Annotated in this window: 12 protein-coding genes and 2 pseudogenes; 13 read left to right on the forward strand and 1 reads right to left on the reverse strand. The window is 38.2% G+C overall.

Features of this window, described 5'->3' with window-relative positions; translation table 11 throughout:
- The 6 genes and pseudogenes from L1275_RS15640 to L1275_RS15665 form a co-directional block, all read left to right on the forward strand.
- Positions 1-708, forward strand: a pseudogene (locus L1275_RS15640) (hypothetical protein); the annotation flags it as partial.
- A 7-nt stretch (positions 709-715) separates the two neighbouring features.
- A complete protein-coding gene (locus L1275_RS15645; protein ID WP_253475580.1) occupies positions 716-1204 on the forward strand; it encodes a hypothetical protein in 489 nt (162 codons plus the stop codon).
- A gap of 8 nt (positions 1205-1212) precedes the next feature.
- On the forward strand, positions 1213-3792 hold the full coding sequence (locus L1275_RS15650; RefSeq protein WP_253475583.1) for a hypothetical protein: 2580 nt from the start codon (positions 1213-1215) through the stop codon (positions 3790-3792).
- Between the two features lies 1 nt (position 3793).
- Entirely contained in the window at positions 3794-5056 is a 1263-nt protein-coding gene (locus tag L1275_RS15655; RefSeq protein WP_253475587.1) for a gliding motility-associated C-terminal domain-containing protein, read from the forward strand.
- 15 nt (positions 5057-5071) lie between these two features.
- A complete protein-coding gene (locus L1275_RS15660; protein ID WP_253475590.1) occupies positions 5072-6004 on the forward strand; it encodes a type IX secretion system membrane protein PorP/SprF in 933 nt (310 codons plus the stop codon).
- Between the two features lie 12 nt (positions 6005-6016).
- Complete coding sequence (locus tag L1275_RS15665) at positions 6017-7960, forward strand: OmpA family protein (RefSeq protein WP_253475592.1); 1944 nt, start codon at positions 6017-6019, stop codon at positions 7958-7960.
- Between the two features lie 121 nt (positions 7961-8081).
- Here the strand turns inward: L1275_RS15665 and L1275_RS15670 are convergent, their stop codons facing one another.
- Positions 8082-9836 (reverse strand): tetratricopeptide repeat protein, encoded by a 1755-nt coding sequence (locus L1275_RS15670; protein ID WP_253475595.1) that lies wholly within the window; start codon positions 9834-9836, stop codon positions 8082-8084.
- A gap of 502 nt (positions 9837-10338) precedes the next feature.
- Here L1275_RS15670 and L1275_RS15675 point away from each other — a divergent pair.
- The 7 genes and pseudogenes from L1275_RS15675 (at position 10339) to rfbB (L1275_RS15705) (ending at position 16717) form a co-directional block, all read left to right on the forward strand.
- Positions 10339-10860 (forward strand): ArsR family transcriptional regulator, encoded by a 522-nt coding sequence (locus L1275_RS15675; protein ID WP_253475598.1) that lies wholly within the window; start codon positions 10339-10341, stop codon positions 10858-10860.
- Positions 10861-11078: 218 nt separating this feature from the next.
- The gene (locus tag L1275_RS15680) at positions 11079-11513 is read left to right on the forward strand and encodes an adenylyltransferase/cytidyltransferase family protein (RefSeq protein ID WP_253475601.1); all 435 of its coding nucleotides are present in this window, start codon (positions 11079-11081) and stop codon (positions 11511-11513) included.
- Between the two features lie 10 nt (positions 11514-11523).
- Positions 11524-12582, forward strand: a complete 1059-nt coding sequence (gene rfbB / locus L1275_RS15685; protein ID WP_253475603.1) for a dTDP-glucose 4,6-dehydratase — start codon at positions 11524-11526, stop codon at positions 12580-12582.
- A pseudogene (locus L1275_RS15690) lies at positions 12579-12992 on the forward strand (sugar nucleotidyltransferase); the annotation flags it as partial. The gene rfbB (L1275_RS15685) and the pseudogene L1275_RS15690, both read left to right, overlap by 4 nt.
- Before the next feature lie 283 nt (positions 12993-13275).
- Positions 13276-14244, forward strand: a complete 969-nt coding sequence (locus L1275_RS15695) for an SDR family oxidoreductase (protein WP_253475605.1) — start codon at positions 13276-13278, stop codon at positions 14242-14244.
- 90 nt (positions 14245-14334) lie between these two features.
- A complete protein-coding gene (locus tag L1275_RS15700) occupies positions 14335-15657 on the forward strand; it encodes a nucleotide sugar dehydrogenase (RefSeq protein WP_253475607.1) in 1323 nt (440 codons plus the stop codon).
- A gap of 10 nt (positions 15658-15667) precedes the next feature.
- Positions 15668-16717, forward strand: a complete 1050-nt coding sequence (gene rfbB / locus L1275_RS15705) for a dTDP-glucose 4,6-dehydratase (RefSeq protein WP_253475610.1) — start codon at positions 15668-15670, stop codon at positions 16715-16717.
- Positions 16718-16866: the final 149 nt, after the last annotated feature.

Below are 16866 nucleotides of genomic sequence, written 5' to 3' on the forward strand. Positions count from 1 at the left end.
GCTGTAGTGGGAACGAATTTAGTTTTGACGGACAACAAAGGAGTGGCGGTTCAGATCGCATTAAGTGCTATTGACAAAAACACGACCAACAGTACGTTGACTTTAGCGTCTGGTGTTTTAACATTGACTGATAGTGCAGAAGGGGTTGTCTCTGCAGATTTGAATGCATTGGCTGTAGAACCATGGAATAATGCTGCTGATGGAACAAAAGCAACATCGAATACCCAATCTATTTATCAAATGGGTCAAGTTGCTGTGGGAGTAGCAGTTCCCTCACAACGTTTGGATGTCGCAAATGGTAATGTTAGGGTAAGAGATATCAATACAGCAGTTGGTACTGCGACGGATAAAGTGGTAGTAGCTGATGCTACTGGAATTTTGAAAACGGTTAAATCAACCATGCCGAAATTCTTTTATATGCCATCGATATTGATTGATGTTCAAAATTTGAATGCAACCTATGTACTGGATTTATATGCACAATATACATCTCAGTTTGTAAACGTACCAGCAACGCAAAGAAATCCAACATCACAAGCGAATATACCTTATATCGCAACCAATACGGAATTGGATTACTACATCACTTATTTCGATAATCTGGCAATTCAAGTATTATCCGTATCGAACGATGGGAAACTAACTTATAAAGTAGTCGGGAATGCAACACGCAATTCTTTTGTAAACATAGTATTTGTAATTAAATAACTGAGCGATGAAAACGATATATACAATTCTTTGCTCTTTAATGGTGTTGTGCCTCACTATGGATGCACAAGCTCAATCGGTTAAGAGTAAACAATACGATAAGTGGATACAGGGTAAACCGACTGAGGAAGCACAGGAAATTAAAAGGATGTTATTTGAAACGGTACCAAAATGGTATGCAGACAAAAATACCTCTCAGCAATTATGGGAAGGAACTGTGTTGAGCGTAGATATGACTTGGGATGCATTAGATCAATTGAAGGCAAACTCCAATCAATCGCTACTAAATAAGGTTCAGATCATTAAGATTTTATGGACTCCAGCTAGTAAAGAAATGCTTGATCCGAGTTATTTTACACTATTTCCACATTTAAAATATGTGATCATTAGTTTTTACGAAGATTATAAATACGAGCAAGTTGAAAAACTACTGGATAGTTCTATGTACAATCAACCGTATGAAATAGTTTTAATGCGACTTAACAATCCTAAATAAGTAAACAGATGGATATCTTAAGAAAAAAAATGTGCAACAGAGGGCTACTTCTGTGGGTACTGTTGGCGTGGAGTTTGGTTGCTTGCAATCAATTTGCACAAGCACAGGCATTGAACAAAGTAGCTTTTGCACCGAGAAGTTCTGCTTTAGTAGCAGATCCGTATAAGTCCGTTTTGAACTATAATCTTCGTGGTGATTTTGTGATGATTGGAAACTCTAATGTATTTCTAAATCCCTACTCAGATGGTGGAAATAATTCAGGAGATATGAAGTTTTCCAATTTGGATCCCACGAATGCTACAATAAAGAATTCTTCTTCCTCGAGATTGGCCTTGCCGATACCGAACAATGTAGATGCACCGTGTACAAAAATAATTTATGCCGGTTTATATTGGGCTGGACGTGGAGATAATACTTCGGGAGATGTATTATCCAAATCGGGAAATGCAGGAAACGGATTAAGTAAGAAAAAAATCCAGTTCAAAGCACCGGGCATGGCTAATTATGTGGAACTAACTACAGATAAAATTTATTACGGAGGTTCAGATGTCTATGGTATGTATTCTAGTTATGTAGATGTAACCACTTATGTCAAAGCTGGAGGTGTAGGAGATTATTTTGTTGGAAATATAGCGACATTTCAAGGAACAGGTGGTGATATCGGATATTATGGAGGTTGGGGAATGGTTGTAATCTATGAAAACCCAACGATGAAATGGAGAGATATTACGGTTTTTGACGGTTTTAGTCAAATCGCTTGGGACGGTACGATGCAAGGTCTTAGTCGTGCTACTACTTATGGTAATCTAGCCGTTTCTGGATTTCGTGCCGCTCAAAGTGGCGCGATTAATATCAAGATGGGTATGATGGCTGGTGAGGGAGACAGAGATATTAGCGGCGATTCATTTGATATTCGAAAATTAGCAACCAACACTTGGCAAACCTTATCACACACGCAAAATACGACTAATAACTTTTTTAATTCGTCGATTTTTACGGGTAGTAATGCCCGAAATCCTGAAAATCTAAACAATTATGGGATAGATATTGCCATGTTTGATTTGCCCAATACCGGTAATGTACTCATTGGGAACAATCAAACCCAAACGGCTTTTAGATTCGGAACTACTCAGGATGTATATAGTATTTTCAACATCACTTTTGCCGTAGATGCTTACGTACCGGAGATGGACGCGCTAAATACGCGTACCGATGCCGGAGCGGCCTCTGACAATGTAGTACCTGGCCAAGAATTAGAATTTACGATAAGCCTAAAGAACAAAGGTTCGGAACCCATTATCAATGGGAAAATTGAGATTCCTGTTCCGGCCAACATGCATTATGTATCGGCAAGTGCTACACCGGCCGTAGGTACTGTTACTTGGAGTCATCCATCGAGTACCGATCCCGTTTTAACCCCAGGAGGTAAAATTGTGTGGGACCTGACTGGTGTTGAAATTCCGAATAACAATTTGGTTTATTCAACCTTAAAATATAAATTAAGAGTAACGACCGATTGTGCTTTGTTGCAAACTTCCAGTAGTGACTGTGCTTTAAAATCTGAAGTTAACGGAAGTTTTAACGGAACAGGGAAAAACTCCTTAAAACCATTAAATATAAAGTTTATAAAGGGTTTTACAACCGGAGCAAACTGTGTCGGACAACCGATTTATGATCCTTATAGTATCAATGTAGTGCCTTCCGCGGCCTTTTTAGCCAATTGTGTAAGTGTTGCACAAGTGACAGATCCAATGACGTTTAATTATTTCTGTAGCGTGCCGAATAACGCTATAGATAGAGCCGTGGTAACTGCCAAATACCCCGCGGGAACCACTTTTTACAAAAGTCAACCCGACGGACTAATCAATCCTGCCAATTTGGTAAGTGGAAACTTTAGTGTGGTTGCTGGAACAAATAGTTTTTATGCCGTAGTGTATGGAATGAAACCGGGTTGTTATGTGAAATTTGATATCAATTTAACCTCGGTAACCACGGTCCCTACTGCCACTAATATTACGGCTTGTTTTGGAGCTACCTACAATTTAGATGTTGCGCTTTCTGCTGTTGGAGTGACCAATCAATTTGAGCTGTATTATTTTGCAACTGCTGCGAGTACAACCCCGTTGACTACAATTCCACATCCAACAACAGTAGGAACATATACTTACTACGTAGCTGAAGGCAAAACGGTCAATGCCCAGTTGTGTGTTGGAAGCAAAGTGGCTTTCACGGTTACCATACTGGCTGGACCAACGGGAACCTTACCGCAATTAGCATACAGCATTTGTGATGATGCTATTCAGTTGATTGAGTTGCAAACAACAGCTCCCCAAATTACTTGGCAGATTATGGTCGGAAATGTATGGCAAGACATAAGTGCGGCCAATTGGTCGGGTGTTTTTAGTGTAAATGGGAATCAAATCTCTATCGGAATTGGCTATGCAAATGTTTCTACAGCTAAAATTCGTGCTGTGATGAAGTCTACAGCCGGTTGTGAAACCATCAGTCAAGAGGTAACACTGACTTTTAAAGGATGTAAGCTGCCTACCAATCCGATGATACCATCAAAATTTATAATACGAATTTGATATGAAAACGATACAAAAACTTTTTTATAGTGCATGGGTAATCGCTCTTTTTCCTTTACAGGGGAAAGGGCAGACTGCCAATGCCGGGATCTTAACCGTAATGCCCGAAACCAGCTTAACAACGGCTGCCGATTTCTTAAACCTAAAAGACGCATCGGTATTCAATGACGGATCGATATATTATCAGGCCAATTTTGACAACGAAGGACTCTATACTTTCTCATCGCAGAAGAAATCATCCTATGCGGTTTTTCAACAGTCTGCTGATAAAACAGCCAACCAACAACTGTCGGGGAGTATTCCCTCAAGTTTTTATGACGTGTTGTTTCACAGCCCTGCTGCCAATAGTGGATTTGATTTAAAAAACGATATGAGCATAAATGGAAAGGCAAATTTTTTAAACGGGATTGTCAACATAGATTCTTTAAATGGATATATGCTTTTTGAATCAGGTGCGCAGGCAGTCAATGTTTCAGACAAAAGTTTTGCCGATGGACTGGTAGAGAAAGTAGGACGGGAAGCATTTGTTTATCCCATAGGTGATAAAAACATATACAGAATGGCTCAAATCAGTGCGCCTCCGAATATTAAAGACGCTTTTATAGCAAAATATTATTTGGATAATTCAAACAAAAAGCATCCACATAATAGTAAAACAGGGGTCATTAATCTAATCAATGATGCGGAGTACTGGACCGTTGAAAGAGCTAATACTCAAAACAACATCATGCTTACACTGAGTTGGAATACCAAGGTCACTCCTGCGGTTTTGTTGACCGAGGATGCTAAAAATCTGAGGATCCTTCGATGGGATACCGTACAATCTCTATGGGTAGATGAAGGAGGTATTGTAGATGTGGGGGCAAAAACCGTGACTTCACCAACAGTTGTTGAAGGTTATGGAATCTTTACTTTGGGTACGGTTAAACCAAATTTAATTTTCGAGGGAGACGTTGTTATTTACAATGCTGTAAGCCCTGACGGAGACGGGAAAAACGACTATTTTATTATAGATAATATCGAGAGATTTCCCAAAAATACCGTGCAGATTTTCAATCGTTGGGGGGTGAAGGTTTATGAAACCAATGCATATAACAGTAATGGAAATGTCTTTAGAGGTATTTCTGAGGGGCGGGTAACTTTGAATAAAGAGGAGAAATTGCCAACCGGAACTTACTTTTATATCGTTCAATATGAGGTAGTGGTTGGCGGTACAGCCGAAACTATCAAAAAAGCAGGTTATCTGCACTTAGAAAACAACTAATCTAAACTGAACAAGATGAAATTAAGAAATATCATAAGAGGATTTGGATATGCTACAGTTGTTTTTTGCAGTATAAACCAAATGTATGGGCAGCAAGATCCCCAGTATACCCAATATATGTACAATACGATTAATATCAATCCAGCTTATGCGGGCTCACGTGGAGTGATGAGTATATTTGGATTATATCGTACGCAATGGGTAGGCTTGGATGGTGCTCCAAAAACAGCGGCCTTCTCTGTAAACACTCCGATCAATAACTCTAAATTGGGATTAGGTGTGTCTTTTGTCAATGAAGCCATTGGTGCCATGGACGAAAATACCATCTCGGCAGATTTATCGTATACGATAGATCTGGGTGAACGTTATAAGTTGGCCTTTGGAATCAAAGGATCTGCGAATCTGCTTAATGTCGATTACACCAAGCTCAACAAGTATAATCCCAATGATCCGATGCTGGCCAATAATATAGAAAACCAGTTTACACCAAATGTGGGAGCCGGTGTGTATTTGCACTCAGAGAAAACCTACTTAGGTTTATCTGTACCGAACTTTTTGGAAACCGAGCGATATGATGACAACATCGTATCGACGGCCAAACAAAAAATGCATTTTTATCTGATGGGGGGACATGTCTTTGACCTAAGCCCAAGCCTAAAGTTTAAACCCGCATTTTTAGTAAAAGCGGTTTCTGGAGCACCTTTACAGGCAGATATCACAGCGAATTTTATGTTTATAGACAAATTTGTCATTGGAGGAGCTTACCGTTGGGATGCGGCTTTTAGTGGTTTAGTTGGATTTCAGGTCACTGATGGCCTATTTATAGGCTATAGTTATGATGCAGAAACGACCAAATTGGCGAATTACAACTCGGGATCGCACGAAATATTTTTGCGATTTGAACTATTTAATCGCTTTAACAGAATCACCACACCGAGATTCTTCTAATATTTAGAAAAAATGAAAAGAACACTACAAAATCTATTCAGCGCTATATTGATATTGATTTCGTTAAGCGCTACAGCTCAAGAGGGAAGTGTCAAACGAGCGGATAAAAAATATGATAGTTATGCCTACATCGATGCTACAAAAGTCTACGAAAGAGTGGCGAAAAAGGGTTTTAAAAGCCCAGATGTATTTAAGAAACTCGGAAATGCATATTATTTTAATGGCGATTTAGATAGCGCAAATACTTGGTATGCAGCATTGTTTGAGTTGACTAAAGAGGTAGAGAGCGAGTATTTATATCGTTATGCACAAACTTTAAAAGCAACGGGTAATAACGAATTAGCGACCCAGTATTTAAAGGAGTTTAATGCAGCTGAAAACAACCAAATACGCGCTAAACTATTTAGGGAAAATCTCGATTACTTAGAACGTATTAAAGCCAATTCAGGAAGGTACACCCTTGAGAATTTATCTTTAAATTCGATCTATTCTGACTATGGAGCCGCGGTAGTTAATCAACAGTTGGTGTTTACTTCTGCTCGCGATACGGGTAGTGTGTCCAAGAAAATTCACTCCTGGACCAATGCCAGCTTTACCAGCCTATATCAAGCAGATATCTTAGCTGATGGAACACTCGGAAAAGTCGTTGCTTTTGATCGCGGAGTACATTCGAAATTTAACGAATCAACTCCGGTGTTTGCTAAAGATGGACAAACCATGTATTTTACGAGAAATAATTTCTTAAACGGAAAGCGCGGCAAAGATGAAAATCGCACCACCTTACTAAAGATTTATAGTGCACAGAAAGTGAATGAAAGGTGGACCAATGTCAAAGAATTGCCTTTTAATTCAGATAGTTATAGTACTGCACATCCAGCTTTGAGCCCTGATGGTAAATGGATGTATTTCAGCTCTGATCGAAGCGGAACGGTGGGACAGTCTGATTTATATCGCGTTGCGATATTGGGAGCAGAGCGTTTTGGACAACCTGAAAATCTCGGTAATCAAATCAATACAGAAGCACGCGAGAGCTTTCCATTTATATCAGAACTCAATGAGTTGTATTTTAGCTCCGATGGACATCCGGGTTTGGGAGGCTTGGACATATTTGTAGTAAAAATTAAAGGCGACAATACCTTTGGTGAGGTACAAAATATCGGAGCCCCGGCAAACAGCCCTTTTGACGACTTTGGTTGGACTATAAATACCGATACGAAAAAAGGATTTGTCAGTTCCAATAGAAAAAATGGGGTGGGAAATGATGATATCTATTCATTGGTAGAAACCCAACCGCTATCTTGTAGTCAAAAAATAGTTGGAACCGTATATGATAAAACAGATCAACAAAAAAAGGCCGATGCTAAAATGGTTTTATACGACGCCTTATTTAACTTAGTAGGGGAAACAACTACAAATAGTTTAGGATATTATGAATTTGATGCATTGCAATGTGGAGTAAAATACCGTGTTAAGGCACAAGTACCAAATTACAACACAGCTGAAGTTACGGTTGAATTACCTAATATAAGCGGCACTACTCAGGTTGATTTTGGATTGGAAAAAACAAAGGTAATTATTGAAAAAGGCACCGATTTGTTTAAGGCATTAAGGCTAGGTCCAATTTACTTTGATTTCGATAAGTCAACGATTCGACCAGATGCTGCCGTTGAATTGGCTAAAGTCGTAGAGGTTTTACTAGAATATCCAAAAATTCATATTGATATACGTTCCCATACGGATAGTAGAGGAGACGATCAATACAATCAGAAACTATCTCAAAAGAGAGCTGAGGCAACCCAAGCTTGGATAGAAGCGCAAGGCATTGATAAAACTCGATTGTCCGCTAAAGGATATGGAGAAAGCCAATTGGTTAATTCCTGTTCAAACGGAGTTCCTTGTTCAGAAGTACAACATCAAGAAAACAGAAGAAGCGAGTTTATCGTATTGGAATTGTAGTGATCCACTAGAGCGATTAAAATTAAACAACGAATAACCAAAATTAAAGAACAGCTAAAATCAGAAAAACCCTAACTATGTTAGGGTTTTTTTTGTATCTTCTAATACAGATTACATTGTTTTATAATTCATGGATAAACTCATACAGACTGTCCGTACTATCAAAGTTGTATTTCTTTCGAATGCGGTGACTGTAAACGCGTAATGCAGATGGATTGACATCCATGATCTGTGCTATTTCAGCATTGTCTAAACCGATTTTTTTAAGGATGATGAATTTTTTTTCAACCAAAGTAAGATGAGGAAATTTCTTCTTTATTTTGGACACAAATAACGGATAGGCTTTTTCAAAGGAAGCTTGTAATACAGACCAATGTTGGCCTGAAGCATGTTGTTGAAAAAAGGTGTGATTTTCGTTGAACAGCAAAGAAAGATCATTCGGGGTATCTTGGTTAATTGCTTCGGGAAAATCAATTTTTTGCAGCTGATTTTTTATAATGGTCAAACTTCCTCTACTGATTAATAAATCGTGCAACGAGATTTTTAATTTCTCATTGGCAATTTGAAGTTCATTTTTCATTTTTAATTTCTCAAACTCCAATTGAATTCGCTTGCGGCGTTCGGTTTTTCTGACAAAACGAAAAATACCAAAAACGATTAATTTAAGCGCACATCCTATACTTAATCCCACAATCCACAACATGCGGATACGATCGTTATTGTTTTTTAATTCGATATCCTTTTGCTGTAGAAGATTCATCTTATCTTGAATATCCAGATTCAGTATAGCTGCGGTTTTTTTCTGTTCGATGTTTTTATTTAAATAACTAAGTGCAGAATCGGAATATACATAAGCCAGATCCAATTGGTTTCGGTTTTTGTAATATTGAGCGATTAAAGGATAAATTTCTTGTTTTGATTCTACGTTTAAATGAATGTTTTTTATATCGTTGATCAAGTTTTTTACGTTGAGATTAAAAGAATCCTGTTGCCCTAACTTTTGATAGATTTTTGATTTGATCAGTAAGACGTCAATTCTAGGCCTAACAAATTTGTCTGTGTCGACCGTTTGATAATTTTTAAAAATGTCTAAGGCTTGCTGGTACTTTTTATTAAAAAAATAAGTTGTAGCCAAATTGGTCATTGCCGTCATTTGCCAAATCGTATCTTTATTTTCCGTACTTAATTCGAGTAGCTTCTTAAAACTCTGCTCTGCTACCGAAAAGTTTTGGTTCGTTGTTTCTATCAATCCTCGAGTATTTAAAATCTTTAGTTTTATTTCAGGATAAAAGTCGTGCGGAACCGCATTGGCGAGGTTCAAAAAATATAATGATTTACTTCCTGAGCCCATATTGTAGTGCAATAAAGCCATAATGAAAAGCATCTCTTGTTTTTCTGGTAGCTCATTGATATCAAGTTGCTTTAGGAAATCAAAAGAATTCGAAATGTATTTGAAGGCATTGATGCAATCTCCCTTTTCGTAATAGTGCGCAGCTAAAGCGAGCCTTGTTCGTGCTTGTAGTTGGTCATTCTTATCCAAGTCAACCAAGGTAATCAGGTGAAGCATTTCGGGTATATAATTGGCGTAATTTGTTTTACCGAGAAAATGTAACTTAATGAAGATCGCTTCATTTATAAGACTTCTATCGTTGGATATAACACCTAAATCATAAACTTTTTGCATTTCCTTAAAATAGCCTATCGAATCGGTTAATAATTTTTTATTGGAATAAAAATCTTCCGCATATATAGGTTGCTTCTCTGCGTAGCTCTTGTTTAATAATTTGTCGTATTGTGCGAATAGCGCAGGAGAAATTAAAAAAAAGAGACTAACAAAAAGCCGTGTTTTAAATAGAGAGTATGGGAGCGTTTTCATAATAATAAGCTTAAATAAACGGAGATAAAGAAATCAGTAGTTTGAATTTCAGTAGTGTAATATTTAGGTTGTTAGTACAGTTGGATTTTGTAGCGATGACGAATGAGGCAAAGGGTGAAGATAGTATGTTAAAAGTTTTTGCTTGACAAATTTTTAGTGTTATAAAAATAACAAATATTAGGAATTAAACTAATTTTATTGTTATATATTAAGTACAAAAGTTGATTTATTTATAGTTTTTTGAAATAGTGATACATATAGATGGAATTTTTACTTAAAAAAAGGATTTAGCTATTCTATAAAGGGGCGCTTTTTTAGGAATTTTGTCTTTTTTTATATTTTAAGCAGATTAATCGACTGAAATGATAAAATGGTTGGATAAGATAAATATATTAAAATAAATTATTGCTAAAATGTAATAAAAAGAGAGTAAAAAATTTGCTCGTTTTATTAAATCGAGTACTTTTGTTGTACGAAACAACAATTAAAATTAAAATACATAATGTTAGACTCTATTATTACGTCTAAAACGCGGCTTCGGTTGTTGGTGAAGTTTTTTATAAACACCAGTAATGAAGCGCATTTAAGAGGCTTAGCGACGGAATTTAACGAATCGACTAATGCTATTCGTAAGGAATTAAACAACCTGTCGGATGCGGGATATCTCGAAAAGGAAAACGTTCAGAATAAGGTTAGATATAAAGCCAATATCCATCATCCTTTATTCGGTTCTTTACAGGATATCGTGCGAAAATATTTGGGATTGGATACTTTGGTGGCTAGTGTGGTGGAACGTATGGGCGAAGTGCAACAAGTGGTCGTTACGGGGGATTATGCTAATGGACTGGATTCTGGTACCATTTGTGTGACTATTGTCGGACAGTCGCTTGACAGCCAATACGTGGCTCAGTTAAGTGAGAAAATAGAAGTATTAATCGACCGTAAAGTAGCCTTGACCTTAACAGCAACACCGCAAACAGCGGGTCTGATACTACTGGATAGTAGGAGTGAAGTAATAAAATAAAGTACACCGAAAGTTCGCAAGTCGAATTGGAATGTGTTAAAATAAAATTGTGATTCTGTTTTCCTCATTCTGGGGAAATGAATTGATAAGATTTGCTAAAAAATCATTGATTAATCATTTTGAATATGTTATAGCGGATTGGTGCTGTTTTTGATAGTATAATTTCACAAACGGTTACCATTAGAGATACGTTTAAAAATGAATAGCTTAGAAAAAATATGAAAGTAGGAATTACCTTTAGTGCATTTGATTTATTACATGCTGGGCATATTAAAATGCTCGAAGAGGCCAGGCGCCAATGTGATTATTTAATTGTTGGTCTTCAAACGGATCCAACCCTAGACCGTCCTGAAAAAAATCATCCCACTCAAACCGTAGTGGAACGATATATTCAACTAAAGGGCTGTCGTTTTGTAGACGAAATCGTGCCTTATGCTACCGAACAAGATTTGGAAGACGTGTTGCGTTCTTTTAAGATCGATGTACGTATAATCGGCGACGAATATCAAGATAAAAATTTTACAGGAAGAGGCTATTGTGAGCAAAAGGGGATTGAGTTATATTACAACCGTAGAGATCATCGTTTTTCCAGCAGCTCTTTACGTAGAGAAGTAGCGGAAAAGGAACAAAGTAAAATCATTAAGATAGGATAGTTAATCAAGTATGAAAAAGATATTGATTACAGGCGGTGCCGGTTTTATAGGGTCACATGTGGTAAGGCAGTTTGTCTTGAATTATCCGAATGATCATATATACAATTTGGACGCTCTTACCTATGCCGGTAATTTGGCCAACCTTTCCGATGTGGAAGCTTTGCCGAATTATACGTTTGTAAAAGCTGATATCACCGACGAAACCTTAATCAATAATTTGTTTGAAAAATACCGCTTTGATGCCGTTTTGCATTTGGCGGCCGAATCGCATGTGGATCGATCGATTAGCGATCCGTTTTCCTTTGTGAAAACCAATGTTTTGGGTACCGTAATCTTATTACAAGCCTTTAAAAATATTTGGATGGGCAACTGGGAAGGCAAACGCTTTTATCACATCAGCACCGATGAGGTTTATGGAAGTTTAGGAGAAACGGGCTTTTTTACCGAAACCACACCCTATGCACCCAATTCACCTTATTCCGCCTCCAAAGCCAGTTCGGATCATTTTGTTCGCGCTTATGGCGAAACCTACGGCATGCCCTATGTAATTAGTAATTGTTCTAACAATTACGGACCAAACCACTTTCCCGAAAAATTAATTCCTTTGTGTATTCACAATATATTAAACAACCAAGCCTTGCCCATATACGGCGACGGCAAGTTTATTCGCGATTGGTTGTATGTGATAGATCACGCCAAGGCCATTGATTTGGTGTTTCACCAAGGAAAAAATAGCGAAACTTATAATATAGGTGGTTTTAACGAGTGGACTAATATCGACTTGGTAAAGTTACTTTGCCAATTGATGGATCAAAAGTTAGGAAAGACCATCGGAACTTCAGAAAGCTTAATCACCTACGTAACGGATAGACCCGGACACGATTTGCGTTATGCCATTGATGCGCGTAAGATCAATACTGAGTTGGGGTGGAAGCCTTCGGTGACCTTCGAACAGGGTTTGGTAAAAACCATCAATTGGTTTATGGATAATCAAAACTGGTTAGAGAATGTCACCAGTGGTGCTTACCAACAATATTACAAAGAACAATACAATTTAATTAAAAAATGAAGGGCATCGTACGAGCAGGTGGTTCTGGAACCCGATTACACCTGTTGAACATTGCGGTTTCCAAACAGTTATTGCCGGTGTATGACAAGCCGATGATTTACTATCCATTATCGGTATTGATGTTGGCTGGAATTAAGGAAGTTTTAATCATTTCAACACCTAATGACCTGCCCAATTTTAAAAAGTTATTGGGAGATGGCGGTGCTCTGGGGATGCAAGTCACTTATGCCGAACAACCCACGCCCGATGGATTGGCGCAAGCCTTTATCATCGGTGAAAGCTTTATTGGTCAAGATGAGCTGTGTATGATTTTGGGCGACCATATTTTTTATGGGGCGGGATTGCAACACTTGTTGGTTCAAGCCATCAAGGATGTAGAACAAAATAGAGAAGCCACCGTATTTGGATATAACGATTGGATCACTAAAGAGCTGGCACAAAAGCAAATTAGAGGTTTAAAAGGCGCGTATTTTGACTACTTACATTGGAAAATCGGAGATTTGTTACACAATAAAATAGGTATCAATATAGTGCATTGAGGGGAATACGCATCTCCTGTTTTTCCTCAGCGGTAGACGTATCAAACTTTTGGTCATAAAGCTCAGGAGAAGCGGGTTTTGAATAACCTTATTCAAGAGCACGTATTGAAAAAATTATAAACGATCAATTAATACTTAAGTATTTTTAAAGAGAATGGCAAAAATTTTAATAACAGGGGGAGCGGGATTTATCGGTTCCAATTTATGTGAGCATTTTTTAAACAAAAATTATCAAGTTATCGTATTGGATAATTTTGCAACCGGTCACCGTCATAATTTGGCTCCTTTTATGAAAAACCCGCTCTTTGAACTGATCGAAGGCGATATTAGGAACTTAGAAGACTGTCATAAAGCAGCAAAAGATGTCGATTATATATTGCATCAAGCGGCTTTGGGTTCGGTACCGCGTTCTATAAAAGATCCCATTACAACCAATGATGTAAATGTTTCTGGGTTTTTAAATATGTTGGTCGCTGCTCGAGATGCGAAAGTAAAGCGTTTTGTCTATGCTGCCAGCTCTTCGACTTATGGTGATTCCGTGGCTTTGCCCAAAGTGGAAGATCAGATTGGTAAACCCTTGTCACCCTATGCCATTACCAAATATGTTAACGAATTGTATGCCGATATATTTAGTAAAACCTACGGCTTAGAAACCATAGGATTGCGTTACTTTAATGTTTTTGGGCGTCGTCAAGACCCCAATGGTGCCTATGCTGCAGTAATACCGCTATTTGTAAAACAATTTATGAATCACCAAAGCCCGTTGATCAACGGTACAGGCGATTTCTCCAGGGATTTTACCTATATCGACAACGTCGTTCAAATGAACGAACGCGCCATGTTAACGCAAAATCCTGAAGCGGTGAATACGGTGTATAATACCGCAGTGGGTGACCGTACAACGTTAAACGAACTCGTAGCTTATCTAAAAGAATATCTAACGGCCTTTGATCAGGCTATTGCCGAGATAGCCGTGATACACGGTCCCAACCGTCAAGGCGATATTCCGCATTCTTTGGCTTCTATAGATAAAGCCAAAAACCTTTTGAATTACGAGCCAACGCATACTATCAAACAAGGTCTTGCAGAAGCTGTTGGTTGGTATTGGCAAAATTTAAAGTAAAGAGAAAAGAGGCACTTTTCAGTAGCCTAAAAGATATAAAAAAACAGAAAACCCGAAAGGGATGTGGAATCACAGAATCAATACTTTCAGATGAGTAATTTACAACACAAAATAGCAGTAATAGGCCTCGGGTATGTAGGCTTACCTTTAGCGCGTTTGTTCGCAACAAAATATTGCGTAATCGGTTTTGATATCAACAAGACTAGAGTAGCCGAACTGCGCTCGGGTACCGACCGAACGCTGGAAGTGAGTGATAGTCTTCTACAGAGCGTACTGTTGACTCAAAATCCTCATATTGCCGAAGGCGTTATGGAGGAAACAAGCAAGGCGACCACCGGTTTATATTGTTCTTATGATTTGGGAGATATCTCGGATTGTAATGTATATGTGGTTACCGTACCGACACCGGTGGATAAAAACAATCGTCCGGACTTAACCCCCTTATACAAATCATCGGAAACGGTCGGTAAAGTACTAAAAAAAGGGGATATCGTTATTTATGAATCGACGGTATATCCGGGCGCGACGGAAGAAGAATGCATTCCGGTTTTGGAACGCATTTCCGGTTTAAAATTTAACGTGGATTTCTTTGCGGGCTATTCACCAGAACGCATCAATCCAGGCGACAAGGAGCACACGGTTGAAAAAATTCTAAAAGTAACAGCGGGTTCCACTCCAGAAATTGGACAAGTCGTTAACGAATTATACAAATCGGTCATCATAGCCGGTACCCATTTAGCACCGACCATAAAAGTAGCTGAAGCGGCTAAAGTGATCGAAAATTCCCAACGCGATATCAACATCGCCTTTGTCAATGAACTGGCAAAGATCTTTAATCTGTTGGATATCGATACCCATGCGGTTTTGGAAGCAGCCGGTACCAAATGGAATTTCTTACCGTTTAAACCCGGTTTAGTTGGTGGGCATTGCATCGGTGTGGATCCCTATTACTTGGCGCAGAAAGCACAGGAACACGGTTATCACCCAGAAATCATTTTGGCGGGACGTCGCTTAAACGACTCTATGGGAGAATATGTCGCTTCTCAAGTCGTAAAAACTTTAATTAAGAAAAATATCAAGGTTAATGGCGCTGAAATACTGATGTTGGGTGTGACTTTTAAAGAAAACTGCCCCGACGTGCGCAACACCAAAATAGTCGATGTGATCCGCGCTTTGGAAGAGTATAGTATCAAAGTTACGACTTATGATCCATGGGCCAATCCAGCTGATGTACATCAAGAATACGGTATTGAAAGTAGGGAGACTTTACCTGAAAAGCAATTTGATGGAATTGTTTTGGGCGTAGCTCATGCTGCTTTTTTAGATTTAGATTTAAAAAAATCTCAAAAAGAAGTTGCTATTGTTTATGATGTCAAAGGAGTACTAGGTTCACAAGTAGATTGTAGATTATAAATATATACGGATGAAAAAAATATTGATTACAGGCGGTGCTGGTTTTATTGGTTCTCATGTAGTACGACAATTTGTTACGAATTACCCCGAGTACCAAATTTACAATTTGGACGCCTTGACTTATGCGGGTAATTTAGCCAACCTGATGGATATAGCGGATTTACCCAATTATCATTTTGTCAAAGGTGATATTACAGACGAAAACTTTATTAATGGTTTATTCGAAGAACACCGCTTTGAAGGAGTCTTACATTTAGCAGCCGAATCTCATGTCGATCGATCGATTACCGATCCGTTTTCTTTTGTTAAAACCAATGTATTGGGGACCGTCATTTTATTGCAGGCTTTTAAAAATCTTTGGGTCAACAATTGGGAAGGTAAGCGCTTTTATCACGTGAGTACCGATGAGGTTTATGGTACGTTAGGAGAAACAGGACTTTTTACGGAAAGTACTCCTTACTCCCCCAATTCCCCCTATTCAGCTTCCAAAGCAAGTTCTGATCACTTTGTTCGGGCTTATGGCGAAACCTATGGGATGCCTTATGTAATCAGTAATTGTTCGAACAATTATGGTCCCAATCACTTTCCTGAAAAACTGATTCCACTTTGTATTCACAATATTTTAAACAATAAACCCTTGCCTATTTATGGTAACGGTAAGTTTACTCGTGACTGGTTGTATGTCGTTGATCATGCTAAAGCCATTGATTTGGTATTCCATAGCGGCGAAAATCATCAAACTTATAATATTGGTGGTTTTAACGAATGGACCAATATCGACTTGGTGAGACTGTTATGTCAATTGATGGACGAGAAATTAAAGAAACCAGTAGGAACTTCGCAATCTTTGATTACTTATGTGACAGACAGACCTGGCCACGATTTGCGATATGCCATTGATGCGCGTAAGATTAATGCCGAATTGGGATGGAAACCGTCGGTGACCTTTGAACAGGGGTTGGAGAAAACCATCGATTGGTTTATGGATAATCAAACTTGGTTAGAGAATGTCACCAGTGGCGCATACCAACAATATTATGAGGAACAATATCAAAAATAGAATACTTTTATCAAATGATAAAATGAATACTTTTAACCAGGTTGTGATTTTTATTAGGTAGTTAAAGTTTTCTTTCAGTTAATTTTGTACCTATCATAATAACAGTTATTTAGATTAAAAAGCATTCAATTATACATAACAATATAACG

Origin of the sequence: Flavobacterium sp. HSC-61S13, assembly GCF_024171535.1 — a bacterium.
Lineage (GTDB): Bacteria > Bacteroidota > Bacteroidia > Flavobacteriales > Flavobacteriaceae > Flavobacterium.

Bases quoted from the DNA above. Each gene is read 5' to 3' on its own strand.
- L1275_RS15645 (WP_253475580.1), top strand. From the start codon at position 716: ATGAAAACGATATATACAATTCTTTGCTCTTTAATGGTGTTGTGCCTC.
- L1275_RS15650 (WP_253475583.1), top strand. From the start codon at position 1,213: ATGGATATCTTAAGAAAAAAAATGTGCAACAGAGGGCTACTTCTGTGG.
- L1275_RS15655 (WP_253475587.1), top strand. From the start codon at position 3,794: ATGAAAACGATACAAAAACTTTTTTATAGTGCATGGGTAATCGCTCTT.
- L1275_RS15660 (WP_253475590.1), top strand. From the start codon at position 5,072: ATGAAATTAAGAAATATCATAAGAGGATTTGGATATGCTACAGTTGTT.
- L1275_RS15665 (WP_253475592.1), top strand. From the start codon at position 6,017: ATGAAAAGAACACTACAAAATCTATTCAGCGCTATATTGATATTGATT.
- L1275_RS15670 (WP_253475595.1), bottom strand. From the start codon at position 9,836: ATGAAAACGCTCCCATACTCTCTATTTAAAACACGGCTTTTTGTTAGT.
- L1275_RS15675 (WP_253475598.1), top strand. From the start codon at position 10,339: ATGTTAGACTCTATTATTACGTCTAAAACGCGGCTTCGGTTGTTGGTG.
- L1275_RS15680 (WP_253475601.1), top strand. From the start codon at position 11,079: ATGAAAGTAGGAATTACCTTTAGTGCATTTGATTTATTACATGCTGGG.
- rfbB (WP_253475603.1), top strand. From the start codon at position 11,524: ATGAAAAAGATATTGATTACAGGCGGTGCCGGTTTTATAGGGTCACAT.
- L1275_RS15695 (WP_253475605.1), top strand. From the start codon at position 13,276: ATGGCAAAAATTTTAATAACAGGGGGAGCGGGATTTATCGGTTCCAAT.
- L1275_RS15700 (WP_253475607.1), top strand. From the start codon at position 14,335: ATGAGTAATTTACAACACAAAATAGCAGTAATAGGCCTCGGGTATGTA.
- rfbB (WP_253475610.1), top strand. From the start codon at position 15,668: ATGAAAAAAATATTGATTACAGGCGGTGCTGGTTTTATTGGTTCTCAT.